This is a genomic window from Pseudomonas sp. GXZC, from assembly GCF_026967615.1.
In the GTDB taxonomy this organism is placed as follows: Bacteria; Pseudomonadota; Gammaproteobacteria; order Pseudomonadales; family Pseudomonadaceae; genus Aquipseudomonas; species Aquipseudomonas azotoformans_A.
Genome location: NZ_CP114115.1, coordinates 5,948,195 through 5,963,040 on the forward strand (window position 1 = coordinate 5,948,195; position 14,846 = coordinate 5,963,040).

A 14,846-nucleotide genomic window follows, 5' to 3' on the forward strand; every position below is an offset into this window, starting at 1 on the left:
TACGAACCATGCCTGATCTGGAATCCCTGCAAGTCTTTCAAGCCCTTAACCGCTCGCCCAATGCACGCCTCGAAGCGTGCGCCGAGCTCGGTGACGGCTTGTCTGCAGCCTTGTGGAGCAACCATCACGATGCCCAGGATTACCAGGCGCCCAGCCATCACACCTTGTCGTGCTACATCGGCGGCGGCACTGGCACCTTTCGGCGCGACCAGCCCGGCACCAAGGGCGGGCCCGACAAGCTGTGCATCCTGCCCGCCGAGCATCAGTCGGCCTGGGTGATCAACGGCGAAATCCGCCTGGCCCATGTGTACTTCAGCCCGGAGCAGTTCGCCCTCGGCTGCGTCACCCTGCTCGACCGCGAACCGCGCACCCTGCAACTGCGCGAAAGCACCTTCCTGGAAGACGCCAGCCAGGCCCGGCGCTTTCACCAGTTGATCGCACTGAACTGGCACGAACCCGCCGAGCGCCTGCTGACCAGCAGCCTGGCCCACGAAATGCTCAGTCACACCCTGCTCAGCCAGGTCGGCGCCCGCGAGGGGCTGCGGCTGAAAGGCGGGCTGGCGGCGCATCAGCGACGGCTGTTGGTGGAGTACATCGACCAGCAACTGGAAGACCCGATCAGCCTGGGCCAACTGGCCGGGATGTGTGCGCTGTCGGAATACCACTTCGCGCGAATGTTCCGCCAAAGCTTCGGCCTGCCGCCCCATCAGTACGTGTTGGCCCGCCGACTGACCCGCGCCCAGGCCCTCTTGCGCAGTGGCGCCCTGCCCTTGAGTGAAATCGCCTTGATGTGCGGTTTCTCCAGCGCCAGCCACTTCACCCATCGCTTCCGCCAGGCCATGGGCGCCACCCCCGGCGAATACCGCCAGGCGTTTTGCGCCTAGGTCATCAGCCCCAGCGTCTTGGCCTTGGCCACCGCTTGCGTGCGCCGCTCCACGCCGAGCTTGCTGTGGATACGCCGCGCGTGGGTCTTGACCGTATGCAGGGAGATAAACAGCCGGTCGGCGATTTCCAGGTTGGAATTGCCCAGGGCGATCAACTGCAGCACTTCCAGTTCACGCTGGCTGAGTGGGCTTTCTGTCGCACCTGACACTGGCGTTTGCGGCTCCATGCCCAGCTCGCTCAATAACCCCGGCGAGCGCAACCGCAGTTCACGAATCGCCTGCTGCACCTGGCAGCGTGCCGCCAACGCCAACCCGGTTTGCAGCGAGCGGCGCGCCAGCGTGGAATCACCGATTTGCCAGGCCACCTCCCCCAGCACCAGGTGCAGTTCGGTTTCCAGGCAAAGCATGCCGCGTTGGCGGGTGGTGTCCAGCAAAGCCGTGAGCCGCGCCACCGGCTGATCGGCACAAGCCAGTTTCACTTCCGCCAACACCAGCAGGTACTCCAAGCGTGGCACCAACTCCAACGTGGCCGGTGGCGCCTGCCGGGCCTGAGGCCCACGGAAGTGACGAAGCACACGGCGCACCGCTTCCACCGTCAATTCGGCACGCCCCTGCTGCAACCAGAAATGCCCGCTGACCAGCAGCAACACCGCGCGGTACACCGTGTCGGGCACCTGACGCTGCTGCATCAGCCGCTCGGCATCGCGTAGTTGCACAAAGGCCTGGGCGTAATCGCCACGGTTGGCGGCCAGCAGGGCCAGGCCGAGGAATCCGTAGAGCACGCGTTTGTCCTGGCTGTGCAGGCACATCTTCAAGCCCGCCTCGAAACACTCGGCGGCCAGGCTGTCCTGCCCTTGCCGCAACGCCAAGTGCCCGCGCCGCAGGGCAATGCGCCCGACCAAGGGCCCGGCCTTGAGGCGCTGCTTGAGCAACATCGCCTGCACATTTTCCAGCAGGCTTTGCGCCCGATAAGGGGCGCCACGCTGCTCCAGCAGTTGCGCGTGGTCCAGCTCCAACAAGGCTTCGAGCAGCAACGAGCCGTGGGCACGGGCCAGGCACAAGGCTTCGCGACTCAGGGCTTGGGCGACATCCAGCTCACCGCGCAGCAAGGCTTGCTGGGTCAGGCCCGAAAGGCACATTAACCGCGACGTCCAAGCGCTGTCGGGCAAGGCTTGCAGCGCTTCCAGAAAATGCTCGCGAGAGCGCTCGGCATCACCGCCCAGATGCAGCAACCAGCCCCACTGCGCCTGCCAGCGCGCCAGCAGGTAGCGCTGTTGCGCCGCCGTCGGTTGCGGCGCAAAGCGTGCCAATTGATGGATGCATTGCGCGGCTTGCTCGAAGCGCCCGGCGAACAGCAACGCCGCCGTCAGCAACCCGACCAATTGCGCCGAGCCGAGCATCAGCTCATCACCCTGCTGTTCATGCAGGCGCAACAGCAGCATCGCGTTCTGCTGGCGGAACAAGTCTTCAAAACTGAAGTGCTGCAACAGGCTCACCGCCACTTCATATTCTTCGGCCAGCAACGCTTGTTCAAACGCGGCCTGCCAGTCCTGTTCGGCGGTGAACCATTGGCAGGCGCGGCGGTGCCATGAACGCTTGGCTGGCCAGGGCTCGTCACGCAGCAAATCGGCGAGGGGTGGAAAGACCTGCAGCCACTCGGTGTCTTCCCAGGGCTGGATAAACGCGCCAAGGGCCTGCAAATCATGCAGGTACTGATCACCGTCGCCAAAGCCGAACAGGTGCTCGCACAACCCTGCGTTGAAACGCGGCAGATGCGCCAGCACGCGCCAGGCTTCGGCCAGCTCGGCTGGCAAGGTGCTGAACAGCTCGTGTTGCAGGTAATCGAGCAAGGTCTTTTCCGGGTGGCCGTCCCCCAGCAAGGCGATGCGCGTACCGGCACACCAGCCGGCACTGAACTGCAACACGCTGTCGACGGACTGCCCCGGCGCATGAATGAGCAATTGCTGGACCTCGGCAGGGCTGAACGCCAAGTCTGCGCCAAACTCCAGCAGCTCATCGTCCAGCAGCAACCTCGGCCAATTGCACAGCGGGCGACGCCGCGCGCCCAGCCACCAGGTCAGGGCCGGGCTGCTGGCGGTGAGCAGGCGATCCAGCAAGGCGTCGGTGTCCGGCGCGGGCAAGCGGCAGAAGTCATCGAGGAACAGCCAGGCCGGAGCCTGCCAACGCGCAAGGTCCGACAGCAGTGTCGCCTCATCGGTGAACGGCAAACCCAGGTTCTGCGCCAGGCGCTGGCAAAGATCGAGGGGGCTCAGGGCAACACCATTGAGCGGCAACCAGTACACCGGGCACTCCTTGGGTGCCTGCAACGCGCACTCGGCGAGCAGCGCGCTCTTGCCACTGCCGCCGGGCGCGCACAGCAACTTGACCCTGACCTGCGCCACCAGCAAAGGCTCGGCCAAGCGTGGGCGCAACAAATGATGGGCGGACAGCCGAGGCATGAATCCAGGACGGTCCAGGCAGCGTGTCATGGCGGTCATTGCTGCATCCTGCTTTTTTATTGTTATGCAACGTGGCGCCTACCCTAGTCCTGTGGTCGGTGGTTGTTGAAGAAGTATTCAGCGGGGTGATTGGCGGGCATAAAAAAGCCGGGAGCCTAAAGGGTCCCGGCCAGATCAAAGGGTGATCAGCGAACCCCTTCGGCCCTCAACGCTGCCGGGGTGTAATCGGCCGCCTTGGCCGCGAAACCGAACACAAAGCTGCTCTTCTCCTCGTTTTTCATGCCCAACGCGATGTAGCGCCCGGCGATGATGTCGTAGAGGGTTTCCACGGTGTAGGCCGGGGTCTGGTGGTCGTAATAGAACTGCGCATGACCTTCGGCGACACGCCACAGTTGACCACGGCCGTCGTAGTGATCCACCAGTGCCACCTGCCAGCTGTCTTCATCGATGTACATGTGGCGCTTGGCGTAGATGTGCCGCTCACTCGGCTTGACCGTGCCGACCACTTCCCACACGCGGTGCAGCTCATAGCGGGTCAGGTCCTGGTTGATGTGGCCGGCCTTGATGATGTCGTCGTACTTGAGGGTCGGCTGGTCGAGCTTGTAGCTGTTGTAGGGGATGTACATCTCTTTCTTGCCCACCAGCTTCCAGTCGTAGCGGTCCGGGGCGCCGGAGAACATGTCGAAGTTATCCGAGGTGCGCAGGCCGTCGGAGGCAGTGCCCGGCCCGTCATACGCCACTTGCGGCGCGCGGCGCACGCGACGTTGGCCGGCATTGTAGATCCACGCCAGGCGCGGCTCCTTCACTTGGTCGAGGGTTTCATGCACCAGCAGCACGTTGCCCGCCAGGCGCGCCGGGGCCGTCACCGACTGCTTGAAGAAGGTCAGCACGTTGGCCGCCTTGGCCGGGTCCATGTCCGGGATCAATTGCGGCACTGCAACTTCTTCTTCGAAGCGGATCGGCGTGTAGCTGCCGTTGGTCTGCGGCGTGGCCTGGGTGATGATGCGGCGCAGGTTGCCACCGTGGTAACGGGTGATGTGGTTCCACAGCACTTCCACGCCATTCTTCGGAATAGGGAACGCGTAATAGCGATTACCGGTGAAACCTTCCAGGCCATTGCCGTCATTGATCGGCTTGACGTTCAGCGCGCTGCGCTTGATCGATTCGTAGATCTCCGGCGGCAGGTTGACCGTACGGTGGGTTGGGTACACCGGGATCTTGTAGGTCTCGGGGTAACGTTTGAACATCGCCACCTGGCCGTCGGAGAGTTTGTCCTTGTATTTGTCGACGGTGGCCGCGGTGATCACGAACAGCGGCTTTTCACTGGCGAACGGGTCGGCCAGGAAGCCCTTGCTGTCCACGGCGCCGGCATTTTTCGGGATGCCACCGGTCCAGGCTGGGATCGAACCGTCGGCGTTGCCGGCTTTTTCGGCGCCCACCGGGGTCAAGGTGGTGCCGAGCTTGGCCGCCTCTTCCGGCGATACCGCTGCCATCACGTTGGCGGCCAACAGGCTGAGGGCCAACACTGCAATTGTCTTACGCATGGATGCTTGTCCTTCTTTAAGCCAGATCAGAAGTTCGCGCCGAAGCTGAGGGCGAGGAAGTCGCGGTCGGTCAGGGTGTTGTAGTCGCCGCCGAAAAAGTCGGTGTAGCTCAGGCTGGCGGTGTAGGTGCTGCGGTAGTCCGCGTCCACGCCGATGCTGATGGCCTTGGCGCCTTTGTTGAACAGGCCGTTGGGCCCATAGCCGGCCACGTCATGGGACCAGGACAGGTTGGGCTTGAGGTTCACCCCGAAAATCGCGTTGTTGTAGTCAAGGATCGCCCGCGCGCGGTAGCCCCAGGAATTGGCGGTGACGAAACCATCGGTGTCACCTTGGAAACCATAGGCACCGTAGACCGAGTCGCGGCCGTAGCGCAGTTTGGATTTGTCTTCCAGCCCACCGACATGCACGTACGCAGCCTCGCCTACCAGCGTCAGGCGTTCGGCGCCCAGCACCTGATCGAAGAACTGGGTCATGGTGCTTTGGATCTGGGTGATTTCCTTGCGGCGATAGCCTTTGTTGTCGTCGCCAAAGTTGCTGCGGATTGGCGAGGCGGTCTGGCCGGCGACGGGGTTGATCAAGGCCAGGGTCAGGTCTGTGGTGTTGAGTTGCACCGGGGCATTGGGGCGATAGCTGATCTCGCCGGTCCACGCCGTGCCGGTAGGCAAGGTGGTGGAAAAGCTCGCACCGAACAGGCGGATGTCTTCCGGGTAGTCGAGGTAATACTGGCCACGACCGAGCATCAGGCTCTGGACCAGCCCTGCACCCGAGCCGGGCGCGATACCATTGGCTGCACCGGAGATCGCACCGAGCCTGGCCAGGCTTGTATTGTTGGTGATGGTGCCCACCGTCGGGGTGCGGCTGTGGTAGTTCATGAAGTACAGGCCGTATTCGGTGTCATCCCCCAACCAACGCAACGCCGTACCGAACTGACCACTGTCACGGGCATCACGATCCCGTGCACGCTGCACGATCACACCTTCACGGGTCACTTGAAAGCCTTGCCCAAACGCGGCGGCCACTGGCTGCAACGGCGCAATCGCCGGGTTGCCCACCGTGTAGTTGTCATTACAGCCATGGGCCGCCACATCCCCACCAAAGAATGTGCCGCAATTATCCAGTACGGTATTTTCCCAGTTCAGTTGGTAAAAACCTTCCACTGTCAGTTGGTTGGTCAAGCTCTGGGAGGCGAACAGCATGTTCACCGGAATCAGCCCTTCCTTGATTTCCGCACCGGGGCGGCGGAAGGCTGAGACGTCGATGGGGTTGATGCTGTTGATGGAGTTACCGATGAAGGTACTTTCACCCCAGCTGACCACTTGCTTGCCGAGGCGCACGTTGCCCGGTTGGTCGCCAATCGAATAGTTGTGATAGACGAAGGCATCGAGCAATTCGTAGCCGGAGGAACGTGCGCCCTCATCGCGGTGGTGATTGCTGATCTGCTTGAATTCGCGATCTTCATCCTGCAACTCGAAGTCGTACCAGTACTTGCCACGCACGAATACGCCGCTGTCGCCGTACTTGAGTTCCAGGTCGTGAATACCCTTGAAGATCTTGGAGAAGGTCTCGCCCTTCTTGAAATTCAAGCGCCCGTCATCCCCGGTAGACGCCTGGCCAGTGCCGCCATTGACGGTGCCCACCAGCTTTTTATCGGCGTCGCGCATGCCCCAGCTCGCGCCCACCGACAGCGAGGAATCGAATTGGCCTTCGATCTCGCCAATGTTGAATGAAACAGCCTGTGCCTGGGCACAGCACCCCAACGCAACCGCAGCGGCCAGCGCCTGTGGCCTGAAGATGGCGCGCATTGTTGTTCTTGTCATGCGTCTTCCCCGGTGAGTGACAGAAGGCCCCACCCTACTGCCGCCCATCAGGAGCGATAAGCGCACCAAGGAGGGATTCGTGTTGTCGCTCGAAAGGATGACAGGGCGCTCTGGCCTGGGCTTCGGGCACAGGCATGCATTGGGTGGATGGTGGGTTATCAGGGGAATGTATGGAGGACCGCGCAACTGTTGCTGATTGCGCAACAGTCCTTGTCACGAATCGGCATTACTCATTTTGTTACAAGCGGCTATTCTTACCGGGCTTTCAGGGCAAACGGCCCGCTTCCACAACCGGAAGAAAAGCCAGATTCATATGGATTGATGCCTGTTTTCAGTCTGTTACCGGTGTTCACTGACGTTGATTTGTCGCTCCTTGATCCAACGTCTTACTTCGGCCGCTGCCTATGCAGCGGCCTTTTTTATGCCTGGAATAAAACGGGGCGCCCTCAGCGCCCCGTAGCATTCAAGCTTTTTCAAGCAACGATCACAGGCTGAATTTCTGCAAATTGGCCATCATCTCCTTCAACGCCTCGATGTTGTCCTTGGGGTGAGCCGCTCCTTCGAAGTCGCAAATCTGCTGCCAATGCGCCGCCACGTCATCGGGCGAGAAGCCCGCTTGCGGATCAAAGCCCACGCCCAGGCTACGCTCCCAGCGGGTCTTGCCGATCCAGCCGCCGCCCACTTCAAACAGCCCCGAGGTTTCCTCACAGGCCTCGCTGCCCAGGTACACCACCAACGGGCTGACCAACTCCGGCTTGAGGCGCTCGAACACCTGGGGCGGGATCAAGCCTTCGGTCATGCGCGTGCCACCGGTTGGGGCGATGGCGTTGACCAGAATGTTGTTCTTGCGGCCCTCCAGCGCCAGGGTGCGCGTCAGTCCATACAAGCCCAGCTTGGCCATCCCGTAGTTGGACTGGCCGAAGTTGCCGTAGATGCCCGAGGTGGATGCAGTGAAGATCACCCGGCCATAACCTTGCTCGCGCAGATGGGGCCAGGCGGCGCGGGTGACTTTGTAGGCGCCTTCGACATGTACCCGGTAAACCAGGTCCCAGTCGCTGTCGTCCATTTTGTGGAAGGTCTTGTCGCGCAGGATGCCGGCGTTGTTGACCACCACGTCGATACGGCCAAAGGCGTCGAGGGCGTTCTGCACGATCTTGTCACCGTCGGTGACAGAGTGATGGTTGGCTTCGGCGATACCACCGGCTTCGCGGATCTGTGCCACCACACGGTCGGCAGCCGAAGCATTGGCGCCTTCGCCCTGGGTGGAACCGCCCAGATCGTTGACCAGCACTTTGGCGCCATGTTTGGCGAACAGCAGCGCATGCGCCCGGCCCAACCCGCCGCCGGCACCGGTGACGATCACGACCTTATCCTGGAACTGCACTGACTGACTCATACCGAACTCCAAAGGCGACAATGGGAATGGGTCGAGTGTCAGGCACGGGGGCTTTGGTCACAATAAAGCCGGCCAGGGCTGAATGGTGCTCGATAAGGCTGGGGGATAATCGTCAGCTCAGGAATAGGCCAATCGTGGTGCCGGTTGCCCAATCCGATCACGGAACGCCAGGTAGTGCTTGAGCACCTGAACCGGCGCCTCGATCTGCGGGTAGTGGCCGATATTGGCCAGCAGCACCGTGTCGGCGTGGGGCACCAACTCGCGGTAACGCTCCACCATATGAGCGCCGGAGATCGGGTCGATCTCGCCATCGATCACCCGCAGCGGCACTTCATCCTGTTGCATCGCCGCCACCCAACGCTCACGCATACGCCTGCGTTGAGGGATGTAGGCAATGAGTTTGTGCAGGATGCGCGTGCCTTCATGGCAGTCGATCAAACTCCAGAAATCATCCAGGGCGCTTTCGCTGGGACGAGTGTTGGGGCCGAAGATCTGGCTGAAACTGTTCGCCAGGGCATTGCGCCCAAAGGCACGGCCGATCATCCAGCCCAGCGGGCTGAGCAAGAGTTTTTGCACCAATGCCGGGCGATGGGTTTCGGGAAACAGCCCGCCGTTGAGAAACACGCAGCTGGCCATCTGAAAGCGACTCTCGTAGTGCCGGGCCAGCAGTTCCTGGGCGACACTGTCACCGTAGTCGTGGGCCAGCACATGCACCGGCTGCTCCACACGCAGATGTTCCAGCAGGGCTTGTTGCAAATCCGCCTGCTCCAGCAGGCAGTATCCGTGATCGAGTGGCTTGGCCGAGTCACCAAAACCGAGCATGTCGCAGGCAATCACCAGGTTGCGCTGGGCCAGGGGCTGCCACAGGTAGTGCCAGTCCCAGCTGGCGGTGGGAAAGCCATGGATCAGCAGCAACGGTTCGCCCTGCCCCGCCACCCAATAACGGATGGTGCGGCCGTGGAAGTCGAACGTCTGGCTGCGTTTGCGCCAGGCTCTCAGCGGGATCTCGGCGAGTGGCATCAGCTTCTATACCCAGGGTCTTGAGTGTCCAGCTTGCGCAGCAACGCCGGCCAGGCCAGCGCGCCCCCCATACCTTGTGTGCTCTTTGTGACAGCCGCCACCATTGCCCTGGCGCCAGCGAGAATCTGTGGGCCGATGTTGATCAATTCTGCACCACCGTTTTGCGCCAGCACCTGGATGTCGCAGGCGCGCTGGAACGTGAACATCATCAGGAAGGTGTCGGCGATGGTGCTGCCGCAGGTCAGCAGGCCGTGGTTGTGCAGCATGAGGAAATTGTTGTCGCCCAGATCGGCCTGCAGGCGGGCCTTCTCTTCGTGATTCAGTGCCACACCTTCGTAGGCGTGATAGGCCAGGCTCGACAGCACGAATATCGACTGCTGGCTGATCGGCAACACGCCTTGCTTCTGCGCCGCCACCGCAACACCGGCAGCGGTGTGGGTGTGCAGCACGCAGGTTACGTCGTGGCGCACTTCGTGGATGGCGCTGTGGATGGTGTAGCCCGCCGGATTGATCTCGTAGGGGCTGTCCATCAGCTTGTTGCCGGCCTGATCAACCTTGACCAGGCTCGACGCGGTGATCTCATGGAACATCAGCCCATAGGGGTTGATCAGGAAATCATCAGTGCCCGGCACCTTGGCCGAGATGTGGGTGAAGATCAGGTCATCCCAACCATGCATCGCCACCAGGCGATAGCAGGCAGCCAGGTCGACACGGGTCTGCCATTCGGCAGCGCTGACCTGATCTTTGACATTCTGTGGCGATAGAACGGGGGCTAGGCTCACGGCAACGACCTCCTTGGCGCATTTTCTTATTGTTTTTTTGAGTGATGGGCCAGTCTAGTCAGACGTCGTGGCCGCCGTAGTTGCCTTGGCAGCCAGCTTGATGACCGTACGAGTCAGCGTTGAGAATAGTTGAAATCCATCCAAGCGACGTCAGAGAAGTGCCGCCAATAAAGGCGCGGCGAACAGGTTGAGCAGCCCCGTCAGCACCATCACCAAGCCCGCGACGGAGCCCTCTTCACCGCCCACTTCGTGTGCTCGGCTCACGCCCGCACCGTGGGCACCCACCCCAAACAACGCGCCGCGCGCCAAGGGGGTGCGCAATGGCAACCACTTGAGCAGCACACCGCCAAGCATGGCGCCGAACACGCCGGTGAACATCACGAACACGGCCGTCAGTTCAGGCACACCACCGAGGTCGGACGACACGGGCATGGCGAACGGCGTGGTGATGGAGCGCGGCACCAGGGACATGGTCACCGAGGCGTCCAACGCCAAGGCTTTGGCCAGGCCGAACGAGGTGGCGATGGAGGCCACGCTGCCGGCGATCATGCCCAGCAACAAGGCCGACCAGTAACGCGCCAGCAACGTGCGCTGCTGCCAGATCGGCACCGCGAAGGCCACGGTCACCGGGCCCAGCACCAGCATCAACCAATGGGTGTCAGCGGAGTATTCCGCGTAGGCGGTGTTCATCGGCACCGCCACGGCCAGCAAGAGTACCGGCACCAGGATCAGCGGCGACAACAGGTAACGTCCGGTACGACTGTAGATCCACCGGCTGAAGACATACGCGCCCAAGGTCAAGGCGAGCCAGAACACCGGCATCAGCTCAAGCTTCATGGCGCAGCCTCCAGCGGCACACCAGTTCGACGGTGAACGCGGTCACCAGCATCACCGCCAAGGTGCTGAAGCCAATCACCAGCAGGATGCGCCAGCCGTCATTGCGCAACAGGCCGCCGTAGTCCAGCAGGCTCATCAGCGCAGGAATGAAGAACAGCAACATTTCAGCCATCAACACGCCGGCGCCCAATTGCAGGGCCGCCGGCTTGACCAGGCCGCTGGCGAAGGTTGCCAGCAGCAGGCCCAGCCCCACCACGCCGCCAGGGATCGGCCACGCCAGCCACACGGCCAATTGGCAACCGAGCAGGTAAATGGCCAACAGCACGACCAATTCAATCAACAGACGGGTGAAACGTTTCATGGGCTTTGGTTCCTCGCAGGCCTCCATTTTAGAGACGCGCACCCCATCCCCACAGCGAATTGTTAGACTGCCAACTATTCCAAATGGGAATCCTGATCATGGAATTCAAACAGCTGCGCAGCTTTGTCGAAGTGATCCACCGAGGCGGTTTTACCCAAGCGGGGAAAACCCTGCACATCAGTCAATCTGCCGTCAGTAAACAGGTGGCGCAACTGGAACAAAGCCTGGGCACACCGCTGTTGGAGCGCACCGGTTCACACATTCGCCTGACCGCTGCCGGCGAAGTGGTGCTGCAACGGGCTGAAGCCATGCTGCGCTTGCAGACGGAGTTGCTGAGTGAGCTGGATGACATGCAGCAACTGGCCCGCGGCGAGTTGCGCCTGGGCCTGCCGCTATTGGCGGGGGATACGTTGTTTGCGGGGCTGTTTGCCGAGTACCGCAGGCGCTACCCGAAGGTCACCATCCAACTGCTGGAAGGCGGCAGCCGCACGATCGAACAGGCCATTCTCAATGGTGAACTGGATGTGGGTGGCTGCCTGAATTCCAGTGATCCAGCCTTCGCCCGGCAAGCCTTCTGCGATGAGCCGCTCGACGCCCTGCTGCCGATGGATCACCCGCTGGCGCAAAACGCCCAGGTGCGCCTGGAGGAACTGGCGGACACGCCGTTCCTGATGTACCAGCGCAGCTTTGTGCTCAATGATCGGTTGATCCAGGCTTGCCAGCAGGTGGGTTTCACTCCGAGGGAAATCGGCCGTAGCGGCCAGGCGGATTTCCTCGCCGCCCTGGTCGCGGCGGGCCAGGGCGTGGTGCTGTTGCCCAGTGTGGTTGCCCGTGGGCTGGTGCGACCGGGCGTGGTGCGCCTGACGCTCAAGGCGCCCGACGACCTGCGCTGGGACATTGCGTTTACCTGGCGTGCGGGCGCCTATCTGTCGAAAGCCGCCCAGGCCTGGCTGGCGTTATTGCGGGAATTTCCGGTCAGCCGCGCAGTGCAGTGACCAACTCAGCCAGCCACGGTTCAGCGTCGGCTTCCGGGGTGACGCTTTCGCTGGCGTCCAGGCGCAGCATCGGCAGCACTTCGCGCACGCCGAGTTCACCAAACAGCTCGCGCATTTGCTCGCCACCGCCGCAGAAGGTATCGCCATAGCTGGCGTCGCCCAGGCCGATCACCGCACCGGGCAGGCCACGCCAGGCGGCAGGCAGTTGATCGCGAATCATCGAATACAGGGGCTGCAGGTTGTCAGGCAACTCGCCCATGCCGGTGGTGGACGTCACCGCCAGAAACGCCTCGGGGCCGAACGCTTGCACATCCGCCAACGTGGCGCGGGGGTTGTGCCAGGCCTCGAAGCCGGCGGCCTTGAGAATATCGGCAGCGTGGCGGGCGACTTCTTCAGCGGTGCCGTAGACCGAGCCGGAAAGGATGGCGACTTTCATCAATCTGATCCTGTAGTTGAGTGAAAGCCTGGGATATTAACAGCTGGGGCAATTATTTCGGCGCAGCCCGTGCAACATTCGACAGTTGCCATAAACTCCAGGCTCGAAAACAAGCCATGGACCGCTCAATGATTAATGCCAAGCTGATGCAACTGGTCGTCAATGCCTCCAATGACGGTATCGTCATCGCCGAGCGCGAAGGTAAAGACAAGCCACTGATCTACGTCAACCCAGCATTCGAACGCATGACCGGCTACACCCCGGATGAAATCCTCTATCAGGATTGCCGTTTCCTGCAATCGGGCGACCGTGACCAGCCTGCGCTGATGGCGATTCGGGAAGCGATGGAAAATGGCGGGGCCTGCCGGGAAATCCTGCGCAATTACCGCAAGGACGGCAGCCACTTCTGGAACGAGCTGTCGCTATCGTCGGTGTACAACGAAGCGGACGAGCAGACGTACTTCGTCGGTGTGCAAAAGGACGTCACCCTGCAAGTCAAAGCCCAGCAGCGCGTCACCCAGCTGGAGACCGAGCTGGCGCAGCTCAAGGCTGAACTGGCGGTGCTCAAGGCGACGAGCGGATCTAACAAAATTTAGGTAAGGAGGTCATTAGGGGGGATAATGGCATTTTAGTACCCTCTAATGAGCACGAGCGATGCAACGTGACGCGCTTCTGACCCAGGATGAACTGGACTTCATTCAGAACATGCAACACAACCCGCAACTGAACCTGCGGGATGCCTCGTCGAGCCTGACCGTCAACGGCGGTGCGCAGATTCGCGACTTGCTGACTCGGCTCGCCGCTCATGACCACGTCACCCTCCAGGCGCAATTCGACAACCAGCAACTGACCTTCCCGCTGCACTTGGTGGAAGATGAGTTCCATGCGGTTCACCTGCGCCTGGGCGTACCAAGTATTTTCGAGGACGGGCCGATGATCCGCCCCTGGCGCCTGGCGCTGGAAACCCCGGTGGCACTGGAAAATATCAAGGGCACCCCGGGTGCATTGTGGGTGCATGAGGTGTCGTTCAAGGGTGTGCTGGTGGAGATTCGGGGCCGGGTCAAGCCGCCGAAAACCTTTTCACTGTGGTTCAGTCCTTCAGGTTACGAGCGCATTGCGTTGCGCGGAACCTTCGAACGAGAAACCGCGCGCGGGCTGTTCGCCTATCGGCTGAGCCAGGGCGACGTCGACGAAACCGAGCGCCTGCGCCAGTTCATCCTGCACCAGCACCGCCTGGTCCATCCTGAAGTCCACGCCTGAGATCAGGTATCCAGGCCACCACCCAGAAATTGCTGCAAGCGGCGCTGCATCAACCGGCCTTCATTCCCCAGGCAGCCAATGGATGAACCGGCGAGGCTTTCCTGCGCCAAGTCCGCTGCATCGCCGGCCAAGAACAACGGGCAATCCAGGGTCAGCGCCAGACGCTTGAGCCGCAACGGCAGCTCGCTGCTGGGGGCGCGATTGGAAAACAGCACCAAGGCTCGCGGTTGGGTCTTTTCACAGATCAGCGTCAACTCATCGAATGGCTGGCCCACGCCCAAGACCTTGACCGCTTGTTTTTCCCCAGACATCAACAAACCCGCGACCAGCAACTCCAGCTCGCGGCACTCCCCGGCTACGGCGGCCAGCAACACTCGAGGCAGCGGTGCGGCGGCGGCCATCTGCAAACGTTGTGCGGTACGCGAGCGCAGGAAATTATCGAAGAACAGCCACTCGCTGGCCTGGCCGAAGCGGCCTTGGTGACGCAACAATGCCTGCCAGAGCGGCATGAGAATGTCCTGGAACACCACGGCGAGGGGATAGGCGGAAAAGATCTGGCCGTACAAACGGTCCAATTGGCGGTCATCGAATGCGCTGATTGCCTGGCGCAATTGCCCGCGCCATTGCTCCCATTCCACTTCCGCGCCGAGGGCGGCATCCGGTTCGCTGAGCAACGCGTCGCGCGCCAGGATCCGCCCCACTTTGCTCACCGCCACGCCGCGTTCAATCCAGTCGAGAATCCGGTGCACAGTGTCGATGTCTGTGCGCGAGTACAACCGATGCCCACTTTCGGTGCGGGTGGGTTGGATCAGGCCATAGCGCCGTTCCCAGGCACGCAAGGTCACCGGGTTGACGCCGGTCAGCCGAGCGACTTCGCGGATAGGGAAAAGATCGTCGCAAACGGTGCCGTTGTCGGAAGTCGTTTCGCGTTGAGGAGCAATGGTTTCGGGCATCAGAGGTCAAAAACATCCGTGTCGATTTGGATCCCATTTAACGCTTTTTCAGCGGATCGACACAAGCTGAACGACGAACCGACCAAAGTATCTGGTGTATTT

At 61.7% G+C, this 14,846-nt stretch carries 14 protein-coding genes; 4 read left to right on the top strand and 10 right to left on the bottom strand.

All coding sequences use genetic code 11. From position 1 onward, the window contains the following. The first annotated feature begins 8 nt into the window (after positions 1 to 8). Complete coding sequence (locus OZ428_RS28125) at positions 9 to 884, top strand: helix-turn-helix domain-containing protein (RefSeq protein WP_269131987.1); 876 nt, start codon at positions 9 to 11, stop codon at positions 882 to 884. Here the strand turns inward: OZ428_RS28125 and OZ428_RS28130 are convergent. The 8 genes from OZ428_RS28130 to OZ428_RS28165 all read right to left on the bottom strand — a co-directional run bounded on the left by OZ428_RS28130 (position 881) and on the right by OZ428_RS28165 (position 11,100). After that, positions 881 to 3,382, bottom strand: a complete 2,502-nt coding sequence (locus OZ428_RS28130) for a LuxR C-terminal-related transcriptional regulator (protein ID WP_269131988.1) — start codon at positions 3,380 to 3,382, stop codon at positions 881 to 883. The genes OZ428_RS28125 and OZ428_RS28130 overlap by 4 nt on opposite strands. Positions 3,383 to 3,528: 146 nt before the next feature. Continuing rightward, positions 3,529 to 4,887 (bottom strand): DUF1329 domain-containing protein, encoded by a 1,359-nt coding sequence (locus OZ428_RS28135; RefSeq protein WP_269131989.1) that lies wholly within the window; start codon positions 4,885 to 4,887, stop codon positions 3,529 to 3,531. 26 nt (positions 4,888 to 4,913) lie between these two features. Then, positions 4,914 to 6,704, bottom strand: coding sequence for a DUF1302 domain-containing protein (locus OZ428_RS28140; protein WP_269131990.1), 1,791 nt, complete (start codon positions 6,702 to 6,704; stop codon positions 4,914 to 4,916). Between the two features lie 484 nt (positions 6,705 to 7,188). After that, on the bottom strand, positions 7,189 to 8,100 hold the full coding sequence (locus tag OZ428_RS28145) for an SDR family oxidoreductase (RefSeq protein WP_269131991.1): 912 nt from the start codon (positions 8,098 to 8,100) through the stop codon (positions 7,189 to 7,191). Between the two features lie 117 nt (positions 8,101 to 8,217). Continuing rightward, positions 8,218 to 9,120 carry an alpha/beta fold hydrolase gene (locus OZ428_RS28150; RefSeq protein WP_033896206.1) on the bottom strand — a complete coding sequence of 301 codons (903 nt, stop codon included), beginning with the start codon at positions 9,118 to 9,120 and terminating at the stop codon, positions 8,218 to 8,220. Then, complete coding sequence (locus tag OZ428_RS28155; protein ID WP_269131992.1) at positions 9,120 to 9,902, bottom strand: class II aldolase/adducin family protein; 783 nt, start codon at positions 9,900 to 9,902, stop codon at positions 9,120 to 9,122. The genes OZ428_RS28150 and OZ428_RS28155 overlap by 1 nt, the downstream gene beginning before the upstream one ends. Positions 9,903 to 10,052: 150 nt before the next feature. Then, the gene (locus OZ428_RS28160; RefSeq protein ID WP_269131993.1) at positions 10,053 to 10,739 is read right to left on the bottom strand and encodes an LrgB family protein; all 687 of its coding nucleotides are present in this window, start codon (positions 10,737 to 10,739) and stop codon (positions 10,053 to 10,055) included. Beyond that, entirely contained in the window at positions 10,729 to 11,100 is a 372-nt protein-coding gene (locus OZ428_RS28165; protein ID WP_033896203.1) for a CidA/LrgA family protein, read from the bottom strand. Before OZ428_RS28165 ends, OZ428_RS28160 begins: the two co-directional genes overlap by 11 nt. A gap of 98 nt (positions 11,101 to 11,198) precedes the next feature. Between OZ428_RS28165 and OZ428_RS28170 the strand changes: the two genes are divergently transcribed. Next, positions 11,199 to 12,095: a LysR family transcriptional regulator gene (locus OZ428_RS28170; RefSeq protein ID WP_033896202.1), complete on the top strand. Its 897-nt coding sequence runs from the start codon at positions 11,199 to 11,201 to the stop codon at positions 12,093 to 12,095. Here the strand turns inward: OZ428_RS28170 and OZ428_RS28175 are convergent. Continuing rightward, positions 12,076 to 12,531, bottom strand: a complete 456-nt coding sequence (locus tag OZ428_RS28175; RefSeq protein ID WP_177002073.1) for a flavodoxin — start codon at positions 12,529 to 12,531, stop codon at positions 12,076 to 12,078. The two genes, OZ428_RS28170 and OZ428_RS28175, sit on opposite strands and share 20 nt — an antisense overlap. 128 nt (positions 12,532 to 12,659) lie before the next feature. On the opposite strand from OZ428_RS28175, the gene OZ428_RS28180 reads away from it, so the two are divergent. Together OZ428_RS28180 and OZ428_RS28185 are read left to right on the top strand one after the other, a co-directional pair. Further along, entirely contained in the window at positions 12,660 to 13,127 is a 468-nt protein-coding gene (locus tag OZ428_RS28180) for a PAS domain-containing protein (RefSeq protein WP_269131994.1), read from the top strand. A 58-nt stretch (positions 13,128 to 13,185) separates the two neighbouring features. Next, positions 13,186 to 13,791 carry a hypothetical protein gene (locus OZ428_RS28185; protein ID WP_033896199.1) on the top strand — a complete coding sequence of 202 codons (606 nt, stop codon included), beginning with the start codon at positions 13,186 to 13,188 and terminating at the stop codon, positions 13,789 to 13,791. Between the two features lie 2 nt (positions 13,792 to 13,793). Here the strand turns inward: OZ428_RS28185 and OZ428_RS28190 are convergent, their stop codons facing one another. After that, the gene (locus tag OZ428_RS28190; protein WP_269131995.1) at positions 13,794 to 14,744 is read right to left on the bottom strand and encodes a MerR family transcriptional regulator; all 951 of its coding nucleotides are present in this window, start codon (positions 14,742 to 14,744) and stop codon (positions 13,794 to 13,796) included. Positions 14,745 to 14,846: the final 102 nt, after the last annotated feature.

Coding starts and splice junctions, on each gene's coding strand:
- OZ428_RS28125 (WP_269131987.1), top strand. CDS start 9: ATGCCTGATCTGGAATCCCTGCAAGTCTTTCAAGCCCTTAACCGCTCG.
- OZ428_RS28130 (WP_269131988.1), bottom strand. CDS start 3,382: ATGACCGCCATGACACGCTGCCTGGACCGTCCTGGATTCATGCCTCGG.
- OZ428_RS28135 (WP_269131989.1), bottom strand. CDS start 4,887: ATGCGTAAGACAATTGCAGTGTTGGCCCTCAGCCTGTTGGCCGCCAAC.
- OZ428_RS28140 (WP_269131990.1), bottom strand. CDS start 6,704: ATGACAAGAACAACAATGCGCGCCATCTTCAGGCCACAGGCGCTGGCC.
- OZ428_RS28145 (WP_269131991.1), bottom strand. CDS start 8,100: ATGAGTCAGTCAGTGCAGTTCCAGGATAAGGTCGTGATCGTCACCGGT.
- OZ428_RS28150 (WP_033896206.1), bottom strand. CDS start 9,120: ATGCCACTCGCCGAGATCCCGCTGAGAGCCTGGCGCAAACGCAGCCAG.
- OZ428_RS28160 (WP_269131993.1), bottom strand. CDS start 10,739: ATGAAGCTTGAGCTGATGCCGGTGTTCTGGCTCGCCTTGACCTTGGGC.
- OZ428_RS28165 (WP_033896203.1), bottom strand. CDS start 11,100: ATGAAACGTTTCACCCGTCTGTTGATTGAATTGGTCGTGCTGTTGGCC.
- OZ428_RS28170 (WP_033896202.1), top strand. CDS start 11,199: ATGGAATTCAAACAGCTGCGCAGCTTTGTCGAAGTGATCCACCGAGGC.
- OZ428_RS28175 (WP_177002073.1), bottom strand. CDS start 12,531: ATGAAAGTCGCCATCCTTTCCGGCTCGGTCTACGGCACCGCTGAAGAA.
- OZ428_RS28180 (WP_269131994.1), top strand. CDS start 12,660: ATGATTAATGCCAAGCTGATGCAACTGGTCGTCAATGCCTCCAATGAC.
- OZ428_RS28185 (WP_033896199.1), top strand. CDS start 13,186: ATGCAACGTGACGCGCTTCTGACCCAGGATGAACTGGACTTCATTCAG.
- OZ428_RS28190 (WP_269131995.1), bottom strand. CDS start 14,744: ATGCCCGAAACCATTGCTCCTCAACGCGAAACGACTTCCGACAACGGC.